The organism is Pseudomonas sp. LA5, assembly GCF_028640825.1.
Taxonomy (GTDB): Bacteria; Pseudomonadota; Gammaproteobacteria; order Pseudomonadales; family Pseudomonadaceae; genus Chryseomonas; species Chryseomonas aestiva.
This window is the reverse complement of the sequence record NZ_JAQYZY010000059.1, coordinates 1-10631: the sequence shown is the minus strand read 5'-3', so window position 1 is coordinate 10631 and position 10631 is coordinate 1. Positions and strand designations below refer to the sequence as shown.

Annotated in this window: 8 protein-coding genes; 3 read left to right on the top strand and 5 right to left on the bottom strand. The window is 64.1% G+C overall.

From position 1 onward, the window contains the following. Window positions 1-630: 630 nt before the first annotated feature. From ntrC to glnA, 5 genes are all read right to left on the bottom strand, one after another. Window positions 631-2061, bottom strand: a complete 1431-nt coding sequence (ntrC, locus tag PVZ72_RS22430; protein WP_017639445.1) for a nitrogen regulation protein NR(I) — start codon at window positions 2059-2061, stop codon at window positions 631-633. A gap of 12 nt (window positions 2062-2073) precedes the next feature. Next, on the bottom strand, window positions 2074-3138 hold the full coding sequence (gene glnL / locus PVZ72_RS22425; RefSeq protein WP_133860500.1) for a nitrogen regulation protein NR(II): 1065 nt from the start codon (window positions 3136-3138) through the stop codon (window positions 2074-2076). 171 nt (window positions 3139-3309) lie between these two features. Then, entirely contained in the window at window positions 3310-3948 is a 639-nt protein-coding gene (locus PVZ72_RS22420; protein ID WP_273863041.1) for a DUF4124 domain-containing protein, read from the bottom strand. Further along, complete coding sequence (locus PVZ72_RS22415; protein ID WP_273863040.1) at window positions 3948-4466, bottom strand: DUF4124 domain-containing protein; 519 nt, start codon at window positions 4464-4466, stop codon at window positions 3948-3950. Before PVZ72_RS22415 ends, PVZ72_RS22420 begins: the two co-directional genes overlap by 1 nt. A gap of 160 nt (window positions 4467-4626) precedes the next feature. Then, complete coding sequence (gene glnA, locus PVZ72_RS22410) at window positions 4627-6033, bottom strand: glutamate--ammonia ligase (RefSeq protein WP_017639449.1); 1407 nt, start codon at window positions 6031-6033, stop codon at window positions 4627-4629. 385 nt (window positions 6034-6418) lie between these two features. Between glnA and thiI the strand changes: the two genes are divergently transcribed. The 3 genes from thiI to PVZ72_RS22395 all read left to right on the top strand — a co-directional run bounded on the left by thiI (window position 6419) and on the right by PVZ72_RS22395 (window position 10381). Further along, window positions 6419-7873, top strand: a complete 1455-nt coding sequence (thiI, locus tag PVZ72_RS22405) for a tRNA uracil 4-sulfurtransferase ThiI (protein WP_273863039.1) — start codon at window positions 6419-6421, stop codon at window positions 7871-7873. A 157-nt stretch (window positions 7874-8030) separates the two neighbouring features. After that, window positions 8031-9848 (top strand): translational GTPase TypA, encoded by a 1818-nt coding sequence (gene typA / locus PVZ72_RS22400; protein ID WP_133860504.1) that lies wholly within the window; start codon window positions 8031-8033, stop codon window positions 9846-9848. A gap of 143 nt (window positions 9849-9991) precedes the next feature. Next, on the top strand, window positions 9992-10381 hold the full coding sequence (locus PVZ72_RS22395) for a lysozyme inhibitor LprI family protein (RefSeq protein ID WP_133860505.1): 390 nt from the start codon (window positions 9992-9994) through the stop codon (window positions 10379-10381). The last annotated feature ends 250 nt before the right edge of the window (window positions 10382-10631 follow it).

The following is a 10631-nucleotide window of genomic DNA, read 5'->3' as shown; positions in this document are numbered from 1 at the left end:
CTCGCAACCCCCGCCACGACACCGGAACTCGGCCTCACTGACGGGGACGGGGCGCCAGCCTGAGAGTTCGGAGTTCAGGGGGGGCGTAGCGTGGAAAACCGCGCAGCGTTTTCCACTGTTGGGCACCGACATCATCAGTGGACAAGGCTTCGCCCTTGTCCACGCTATGAGTCGCTTCCGTTTCTTCAACCAACACTTTCAGTCTGGCGAGTCGCCCCGTTCAGGAGGGCGAACGCCAGTGTCGTGGAGTGGGTCGAGCCGCATGGATGCGGCGAGAGGCCTAACGGGCCATGGACGGCCCGTGTAGGCCGACCCCGGAACGGCGCTGGTGTGAGCGAAACGTAGCGCAGCCAAGTAACAGCCGTAGGCTGGCCCGAAGGGCGAGCAACGCGAGTCACCCGGAGCGCAGCGGAGGGCCGGATGGTCGGGGCAAGCGTTTTTGCTTACTTTTGTCCGGGACGCGTAGTCCGGGGCGCGCAGCCGCGACTGAAAAAAGTGAGTCGCCCGAGTGGGCGAAAAAAGAGCTACCAGCAAAACACGATAAGCAGCTAAGGCACCGATATGAAGTTCAAGCCTGGCAATGTTGGGCTTCGCTTACGCTCAACCCAACCTACGGCACCGTCGAGAGCTTCAGTCCTCCCCCTCCTCATCCGGCCCGTCCACCTTCATGCCCAGCTCCTTGATCTTGCGGGTCAGGGTGTTGCGACCCCAGCCCAGCAGGACGGCGGCATCGCGGCGGCGGCCGGCGGTGTGCTTGAGGGCCGTCTCGATCATGATGCGTTCGAAGGCCGGTACGGCGTTGTCCAGCAGGCTGGACTGACCGCGGGTGAGAGCCTGGTCGGCCCACTGGCGCAGCGCCTGTTCCCAGTTGGCGGCGGGAGCGGCGTCCTGGGGCTGGTTGAGCAGCTCCGGCGGCAGGTCGTCGATCAGCACCTCGCGGCTGGAGGCCATCACCGTGATCCAGCGGCAGGTGTTCTCCAGCTGGCGCACGTTACCCTGCCAGGGCAGGCCTTTCATGTACTCCTCGGTCTCGCTGCGCAGGGTCTTGGGTTCCACGGCCAGTTCCTGGGCGGCGCGGGCGAGGAAGTGGCGGGCGAGTGCGGGGATGTCCTCGCGGCGATCGGCCAGGCGCGGGATGTGGATGCGGATGACGTTGAGGCGATGGAACAGGTCTTCGCGGAACTTGCCCTCGCGCACCAGGCCTTCGAGATTCTGGTGGGTGGCGGCGATGATGCGCACGTCCACCTTGACCGGAGTGTGGCCGCCGACGCGATAGAACTCGCCATCGGCCAGTACGCGCAGCAGGCGGGTCTGGGTGTCGGCCGGCATGTCGCCGATCTCGTCGAGGAACAGGGTGCCGCCATCGGCCTGCTCGAAGCGGCCGCGACGCTGGGCGGCGGCGCCGGTGAAGGCGCCTTTCTCGTGGCCGAACAGCTCGGATTCCATCAGGTCCTTGGGGATGGCGGCCATGTTCAGGGCGATGAAGGGCGCCGCGGCGCGCGGACTGTGGCGGTGCAGGGCGTGGGCGACCAGCTCCTTGCCGGTACCGGATTCGCCATTGATCAGCACCGTGATGTTGGAGTGCGAGAGGCGGCCAATCGCGCGGAACACCTCCTGCATCGCCGGCGCCTCGCCGATGATCTCGGGGGTGCGGGTCAGGTGCGCCGGTTCGGCGAATCCCTGCTGCTCCTGGGCGTGCTGCCCGGCGCGCTTGACCAGGGCCACGGCCTCGTCGACGTCGAAGGGCTTGGGTAGGTATTCGAAGGCGCCGCCCTGGTAGGAGGCCACGGCACTGTCCAGGTCGGAATGGGCGGTCATGATGATGACCGGCAGGCGCGGGTGCATCTCGCGGATGCGCGACAGCAGGTCCAGGCCACTGGTCCCCGGCATGCGGATGTCCGAGATCACCACGTCCGGCTGCTGGCGGCCGAGGCGGGTCATGACGCTGTCGGCGCTGTCGAAGGCAACGGTGGTCATGCCCTCCTGTTGCAGGGCTTTTTCCAGGACCCAGCGGATGGAACGGTCGTCGTCGACGATCCAGACGGTCTCCTGACGGCTCATGCGTACTCCTCGTTATTCCAGCGGCAGGAAGATGCTGAAGGCGGTGTGGCCAGGATGGCTTTCACACTCGATCAGCCCCTGGTGCTGGGTGATGATGTTCTGGGTGATGGCGAGCCCGAGGCCGGTGCCGTCGGGGCGACCGCTGACCATGGGATAGAAGATGGTTTCCTGCAGATCCTGGGGGATGCCCGGACCGTTGTCGGTGATCTCCACCTTGCACACCAGGCGATGGCGGTGGTGGCCGATGGTGAACTGACGCAGGGTACGGGTTCTCAGGGTCACCCGGCCCAGGCGCAGTTCGTTCTGCTGGGAGATGGCCTGCATGGCGTTGCGCACGATGTTGAGCACCGCCTGGATCATCTGCTCCCGATCGATCAGCAGGTCGGGAATGCTCGGATCGTAGTCGCGCACCAGGTTGATCAGGCCCTGGCTTTCTGCTTCCACCAGGCTGCAGACCCGTTCGAGCACCTCGTGGACGTTGGTGATGGCGAGTTTCGGCAGCTTGTTGGAGCCGAGCATGCGATCGACCAGATTCCGCAGCCGGTCGGCTTCCTCGATGATGACGTTGGTGTAGTCCTTGAGTGCCTCTTCCGGCAGCTCGCGCGCCAGCAGCTGGGCCGCGCCACGGATGCCGCCGAGGGGATTCTTGATCTCGTGGGCCAGGCCGCGCACCAGCAGCTTGGTGGTCTCCTGCTTGGAGATCTGCGCCTCTTCCTTGGTGATGCGCAGCAGGCGGTCGCGCGGATGGACTTCCAGCAGCAGCAGGGTGTTGTGGCGATCCAGGATCGGGGTCACCGCATAGTCCACCGTGAGGCTGTTGCCCGAGGTGGAGATCAGCAGCGCCTCGCGCTTGGTGAAGGGGTGGGCATGGTCCACCGCCTGACGCAGTGCCTGCAGGGCCTCGGGCGATTCGGTGAACAGCTCGCTGATGAACTGGCCATGGCTGCGCTGGCCGCTGATGGCCAGCAGCATCTCGGCCGCCGGATTCATGTACTCCAGGCGCAACTCCGCATCGAGCAGGATGACCGCGGTGGTGAGGTTGTCGAGCAAGAGTCGGTGGATGACGTCGGTAGGCATGAGGGGCCACAGCGCTATAGGGACGATAGGAAAATGCAAGAAGCAAACCAAGACGCCCCGAGTTAGGGCAGATGGCTGTAACGTGCACTAACAGCCGCCGCGCGACAGGCGGAACGAAACCGTATTTGTATCAAGATGGTGCACAATGAAAAAGCGCACCAAATAGGTGCGCTAGAGGAAGGGTAGCCAGGATTTCCTGGGTTCGGGCGGTTTCAGGTCCAGTGGGCATTCCGGGCGCTTGCCCCAATCCTTGTCGCCACAGGGATGGGCCAGACGCTTCTGCTCCAGCGAGGGGCGGCGCAGGTGGAAGGGCTGCGCCGGTGTCCGCTCCAGCACGTTGCCATCGGCGGCGAGGATCTCCGCCACCAGACTGTGGCTGCCGCGATCCAGATTGCCCAGGGGAAACACCGGACTGTGCCCAACACCGGCTTCCTTGTCGTCCAGCAGCAGCCGGTAGCTGTGCCCCGGCTGCAACGCCGGCTCGCTGACCAGGCTGACGATGAGTTGCCCTTCCTGATCGATCACCGTGGCATCGGGCTCGGGTACCAGGATGCGCAGCATCTGGTAGCGGAAGGGCGCTGTCTTGGCGGGCCTGGCCGCCGGGGCGGCGGGTGTCGGACTCAGCTTGCGGGTCGGCTGGCCCTGCTGGTTGAGATTGTTGGGCACCGTGAGCGGCACCTGGGTCGCCTTGACGCCCTTGGGTGGCTGGTCGGTGTAGACCCGATTGCCTTCCTGGTCGACATAGCTGTAGACCGCCGCCTGGACAGGCGGCAGCAGGCAGAGCAGCAGCAGGATCAGCAGCGGACGCATCAGCGGGCCGGGCTGTTGACGCTGATGCGCTGCACGGTCACGGTCTTCTCGGCACTGGTCTGGATCACCTCGCCGTTGCCGGACAGCACCTGGGCCGCGAAGCGGTGCTCGCCGCGCTCCAGATTGGCCACGCCGAAGCGGGTGCTCTGACCGGGGCTGCCATAGGGTGCGCCGTCCACCAGCAATTGCAGCGACTGCCCCGGGCCCAGGGCCGGTTCCACGGCTACCCCCACCGAGAAGGTGCCGTTGTTGGCGCGGATGCCCTCATCGTCGGGCACATTGACTTCCAGACGGCTGAAGGCCGGGCCGGCAGGGGTCGCCGCCGCAGGCGCACTGGGGATGGGCGGTGCCGGTCGTGGATTGTCCACGGTGTTGGTGGGCGCCACCTGCACCGGCTTGGCATTGGCCGAGGGCTGGTCGCTGAATACCGTGTTGCCTTCGGCATCCACCGACTTGTAGATCGCGGCCTGGGCGGAGCAGGCGAGGCAGAGCAGACAGCAGGCAAGCAGGCGAGGCATGGCGGAATCTCGGCCGGGCGATGGAGATCAAGGGTAGCAGGCGCGTCATGTGGGCAGGTAGGCAGCTCGGCCGCTCCGCGCTGGCGTCGGTCGCGGCAATTTTTCCAGGGCAAAAGAAAAGGCCTCCCGAAGGAGGCCTCTTTCAATTACCGCAGCGGGTTCAGACGCTGTAGTACAGGTCGTATTCCAGCGGGTGCACGAAGGTACGCACCTTGATCTCTTCCTCGGACTTCAGCTCGATGTAGGCATCGATGAACTCGTCGGTGAAGACGCCGCCCTTGGTCAGGAACGCGCGACCGGCGTCCAGGGCTTCCAGGGCTTCCTTCAGGCTGCCGCAGACCTGCGGGATCTTCTTGCCTTCTTCCGGCGGCAGATCGTACAGGTTCTTGTCGGCGGCATCGCCGGGGTGGATCTTGTTCTGGATACCGTCCAGGCCGGCCATCAGCAGGGCGGCGAAGCACAGGTAGGGGTTGGCGGCCGGATCCGGGAAGCGGGCTTCGATGCGACGGGCTTTCGGGCTCGACACATAGGGGATACGGATGGAGGCGGAGCGGTTACGGGCCGAGTAGGCCAGCATGACCGGAGCTTCGAAGCCGGGCACCAGACGCTTGTAGCTGTTGGTGGACGGGTTGGTGAAGCCGTTCAGCGCCTTGCCGTGCTTGATGATGCCGCCGATGAAGTACAGGGCGGTATCGGACAGGCCGGCATAGCCTTCGCCGGCGAAGGTGTTCTTGCCATCCTTGGAGATGGACATGTGCACGTGCATGCCGGAGCCGTTGTCGCCGTACAGGGGCTTGGGCATGAAGGTGGCGGTCTTGCCGTAGGCATCGGCCACGTTGTGCACGACGTACTTCAGGGTCTGGGTCTCGTCGGCCTTCTTGACCAGGGTGTTGAACTGCACACCGATCTCGTTCTGGCCAGCGGTCGCCACTTCGTGGTGGTGGACTTCCACGACCAGGCCCATCTCTTCCAGAGCGTTGCACATGGCGGTACGGATTTCGTGGTCGTGATCGACCGGCGGCACCGGGAAGTAGCCGCCCTTGACGCCCGGACGGTGGCCCTTGTTGCCGGACTCGAAGTCGGCATCGGTATTCCAGGAAGCCTGCTCGGAGAAGATCTTGAACATGGAGCCGGAGATGTCCGACTTGAACTTCACTTCGTCGAAGATGAAGAACTCGGGCTCCGGACCGACGAACACGGTGTCGCCGATGCCGGTGGACTTCAGGTATTCCTCGGCAGCGCGGGCGATACCACGGGGGTCGCGCTCATAGGGCTGCATGGTGGAGGGTTCGATGATGTCGCAGACCAGGATCAGGGTCGGCTCTTCGGTGAAGGGATCCAGAACGGCGGTGCTGTCGTCGGGCAGCAGGATCATGTCGGAGGCTTCGATGCCTTTCCAGCCGGCGATGGAGGAGCCGTCGAACATCTTGCCATGGGCGAAGAAGTCTTCGTCCAGCGCGTCACGCGCCGGCATGGTGACGTGTTGCTGCTTGCCTTTGGTGTCGGTGAAGCGCAGGTCTACCCACTTCACGTCGTTTTCTTTGATCAGTTGAACAGCCTTCGACATGGTTTCCTCCAGAGGAATTTCGGCCGGGAGCGGTTGGCGGTACTCCCGGTATCAGCTGTGCCCTTGAGGGGCGCTTCCGTACTGCCTGGTCAGCGACCGGCGTTCCACGAAAAGCGCCCTATGCTGGCCCAGGGGCGGCTGCCTCACAAGAGAGCAAGTTGTATGCCAGTGCCCTCAAATGGGCTGGAAGCCCTTCCTGACGCCAGTCGTGCCGTTTTCAGGCCAATCGGCGACGTATCTGCGCACCAAGTTGGTGCTTAAAAATTCATCACTGCACTCAAATGGCGCCTGAGGTGATTTTGTCGGCTGAATTCGAGTGCGTGATGGTTTTCAGGTATGATATTCGCCCTTTTCTTTCGCGTTACCCGCCCCCCGTTTCCCGCTCATGAAGCTCATCATCAAGGTCTTTCCGGAAATCACCATCAAGAGTCGCCCGGTGCGCAAGAATTTCATTCGCCAGCTGGTGAAGAACATTCGTGTCGTGCTGCGCGATCTGGATCCGGATGTCCGCGTGGAAGGGGTCTGGGACAACATCACCCTGGAGACCGCGCTCGCCGAGCCGCGGCTGCTGGCGGAGCTGAAGCAGCGGCTGGCCTGCACCCCTGGCATCGGCCAGTTTCTCGAGGTGCACGAGTATCCGCTGGGCGATTTCGACTCGATTCTCGAGTTGTGCGTCCGCCACTTCGGCGAGCGGGTGCGCGGCAAGGTGTTCTCGGTGCGCTGCAAGCGTGCCGGTCGCCATGACTTCTCCTCGATGGACGTCGAGCGCCATGTCGGCGGTGGCCTGCGCGAACGCTGCGGCGGCGCCGGCATCGCCCTGAAGAATCCCGAGGTGAACGTCCGCCTGGAGATCCGTGACCAGCGGCTGTTCATCATCGACGAGCACCACGAAGGGCTGGGCGGTTATCCGCTGGGCGCCCTGGAGCAGGTGCTGGTGCTGATGTCCGGTGGTTTCGACTCCACCGTGGCCGCCTATCAGATGATGAGACGCGGGATGGTCAGCCATTTCTGCTTCTTCAATCTCGGCGGGCGCGCCCACGAACTGGGCGTGATGGAAGTGGCCCACTATCTCTGGGAGAAGTACGGCCGCTCCCAGCGCGTGCTGTTCATCAGCGTGCCTTTCGAGGAAGTGGTGGGGCAGATCCTCACCCAGTGCGACGACAGCCACATGGGCGTGATCCTCAAGCGCATGATGCTGCGTGCGGCCAGTCGTATCGCCGAGCAGCTGCAGATCGAGGCGCTGGTGACCGGCGAAGCCGTCTCCCAGGTCTCCAGCCAGACCCTGACCAACCTGGCGGTGATCGACAAGGCCACCGATACCCTGGTGCTGCGCCCGCTGCTGGCCAGCCACAAGCAGGACATCATCGACACCGCCCAGCGCATCGGCACCGCCGACTTCGCCAAGCACATGCCCGAGTACTGCGGCGTCATCTCGGTGAATCCCACCACCAAGGCCAAGGCCCTGCGGGTGGAGCACGAGGAAGGCAAGTTCGATATGGCAGTGCTCGACGCCGCCCTGGAACGCGCGCGCTTCATCACCGTCGACAAGGTGATCGAAGAACTGGGCAAGGACGTGCAGGTGGAAGAGGTGGACCAGCCGCTGCCCGGGCAGGTCGTGGTGGACATTCGCCATCCCGACGCCCAGGAAGACCTGCCGCTGGAGCTGCCCGGCATCGAGGTGCAGACCCTGCCGTTCTTCGCGCTGAACAGCCGTTTCAAGGAACTGGACGAGAATCGCCAGTACCTTCTCTATTGCGACCGCGGGGTGATGAGCCGGCTGCACGCCCATCACCTGCTCACCGAAGGGCACGCCAATGTGCGCGTTTATCGTCCGGCCTAAGCAGCCGGGCCTGCTGGGTGGCAGTATCCGCCACCGCCCTCCCGACCCCTTCTAGCCCTCCGGCCACGTACCGGTCGGCCGCGTTTCGCGCCTTTGCAATCTCCGGCTGTCAGCCTGCTGGCTGAAGCTCCTTCATTTCTATACCGAGAACACCACTGTGATCGAGAATCTCCGCAACATCGCCATCATCGCGCACGTCGACCATGGCAAGACCACCCTCGTCGACAAGCTGCTGCGCCTGTCCGGCACCCTGGACCGCAAAGAAGCGGAAAACGAGCGGGTGATGGACAGCAACGACCAGGAAAAGGAACGTGGCATCACCATCCTGGCCAAGAACACCGCGCTGAAGTGGGGCGACTACAACATCAACATCGTCGACACCCCCGGCCACGCCGACTTCGGTGGCGAGGTGGAGCGCGTGATGTCCATGGTCGACTCCGTGCTGCTGGTGGTCGACGCCCAGGACGGCCCCATGCCGCAGACCCGCTTCGTGACCCAGAAGGCCTTCAAGGCCGGCCTGCGTCCGATCGTGGTGGTCAACAAGATCGACCGTCCCGGCGCGCGTCCGGACTGGGTCATCGACCAGATCTTCGACCTGTTCGACAACCTCGGCGCCACCGATGAGCAGCTGGACTTCCCGATCGTCTACGCCAGCGCCCTGAACGGCATCGCCGGTCTGGACCACGAGAAGATGGACGACAACATGGATGCCCTGTTCCAGGCCATCGTCGACCACGTGCCGGCCCCCCAGGTCGATCTGGAAGGTCCCTTCCAGATGCAGATCTCCCAGCTGGACTACAACAGCTTCCTCGGCGTGATCGGCATCGGCCGCATCGCCCGTGGCCGCATCAAGGCCAACACCCCGGTCGTCGCCATCAGCGATGACGGCAGCAAGCGCAACGGTCGTATCCTCAAGATCATGGGCCACTCCGGCCTGCAGCGCGTGGAAGTGGCCGAAGCCGAAGCCGGCGACATCGTCTGCGTCTCGGGCATGGACGAGCTGTTCATCTCCGACACCCTGTGCGATCCGCAGAACGTCGAAGCCCGTCCGCCGCTGACCGTCGACCAGCCCACCGTGAGCATGACCTTCCAGGTCAACGACTCGCCGTTCGCCGGTCGTGAAGGCAAGTTCGTCACCAGCCGCAACATCAAGGACCGGCTGGAGAAGGAACTGCTGCACAACGTGGCCCTGCGCGTCGAGCCGGGCGAGTCGGCCGAGAAGTTCAAGGTCTCCGGCCGTGGCGAGCTGCACCTGTCGGTACTGATCGAGAACATGCGCCGCGAAGGCTTCGAGATGGCCGTGGGCCGTCCGGAAGTGGTGATCATCGAGAAGGACGGCGTGAAGCAGGAGCCCTACGAGAACGTCTCCATCGACATCGAAGAGCAGCACCAGGGCTCGGTGATGGAGCAGATGGGTCTGCGCAAGGGCGATCTGACCAACATGATCCCCGATGGCAAGGGCCGTATCCGCCTGGAATACACCATCCCGGCGCGTGGCCTGATCGGCTTCCGTAACAACTTCCTGACCCTGACCTCGGGCAGCGGCATCCTGACCTCGACCTTCAGCCACTACGGCCCGATCAAGGCCGGCGAAGTGACCAACCGTCAGAACGGCGTGCTGGTGTCCATGGCCACCGGTACCGCCCTGACCTACTCGCTGGAAACCCTGCAGAGCCGCGGCAAGCTGTTCCTGGCGCCGGGCGACGAGATCTACGAAGGCCAGCTGTGCGGCATCAACAGCCGTGACAACGACCTGGTGCTCAACCCCACCAAGGGCAAGAAGCTGGACAACATGCGCGCCTCGGGCAAGGACGAAGTCATCGCCTTGGTGCCGCCGATCAAGTTCACCCTCGAGCAGGCACTGGAATTCATCGCCGACGACGAGCTGGTGGAAGTGACGCCGAAGTCCATCCGTCTGCGCAAGAAGTACCTGAACGAGAACGACCGCAAGCGCTTCGAGCGTTCCAAGGTCTGATCCCGCCCGGGTAGTACAGGAAAGCGCCTTCGGGCGCTTTTTTGTTGGCTGTTTTTCAGCGCGCGACGCGCGGAGCCGGTGGCTCTGCTAGGTTTGGTCTCATGGCCGCGCCACTCCGGACGGCCTCCTTGCAGGATGCTGCCATGCTCAAGACCACCCTCGTCGCCACCTTCACCCTGACCGGTATCTTCGGTTTCGCCACGGCCCAGGCCGCCGGTTGCGGCACGCCGCGCAATGCCTTCGATACCGTCTACTGCGCCAGCAACCTGTTCGCCCAGAGCGACAAGTCGCTGAACCAGACCTATGGCGAGCTGCGCAAGCAGCTGCCGGCCGATCAGCAGGCCGTGCTCAAGCAGCGCCAGCTGGCCTGGATCAAGCAGCGCGACAGCCAGTGCGCCCGCGAGGAGGCCGATGGCTACTTCGTCAATCTGGACTGCGCCGTCACCCTGACCGACAGCCGCCTGGAGGTGCTCAAGGAACGCCTGCGCGAGTGCGCCAGCACCGGCTGCGAAGCGGGCAAGCTGGGGCAGTGAGGTAGCTGGCGGGACAGAGATCTCGCCGCTCCCTCACCCCAGCCCTCTCCCAGAGGGAGAGGGGGCTATTCGAGCGGGCGCTCAGCATCATTGCCCCGGAGAAAATCGTAGCGTGGAAAACGGCGTTAGCCTTTTCCACTGGAGGTTCGCTGTCAGAGAGCCCTCACCCCAACCCTTTCCCCGGGGGAGAGGGGGTTATCCGAGCGGGCGCTCAGCATCATTGCCCCGGAGAAAATCGTAGCGTGGAAAA

What these genes read in the sequence shown, in the direction of transcription:
- ntrC (WP_017639445.1), bottom strand. Translation starts at nt 2,061, where the DNA reads ATGAGCCGTCAGGAGACCGTCTGGATCGTCGACGACGACCGTTCCATC.
- thiI (WP_273863039.1), top strand. Translation starts at nt 6,419, where the DNA reads ATGAAGCTCATCATCAAGGTCTTTCCGGAAATCACCATCAAGAGTCGC.
- glnL (WP_133860500.1), bottom strand. Translation starts at nt 3,138, where the DNA reads ATGCCTACCGACGTCATCCACCGACTCTTGCTCGACAACCTCACCACC.
- PVZ72_RS22395 (WP_133860505.1), top strand. Translation starts at nt 9,992, where the DNA reads ATGCTCAAGACCACCCTCGTCGCCACCTTCACCCTGACCGGTATCTTC.
- PVZ72_RS22420 (WP_273863041.1), bottom strand. Translation starts at nt 3,948, where the DNA reads ATGCGTCCGCTGCTGATCCTGCTGCTGCTCTGCCTGCTGCCGCCTGTC.
- glnA (WP_017639449.1), bottom strand. Translation starts at nt 6,033, where the DNA reads ATGTCGAAGGCTGTTCAACTGATCAAAGAAAACGACGTGAAGTGGGTA.
- PVZ72_RS22415 (WP_273863040.1), bottom strand. Translation starts at nt 4,466, where the DNA reads ATGCCTCGCCTGCTTGCCTGCTGTCTGCTCTGCCTCGCCTGCTCCGCC.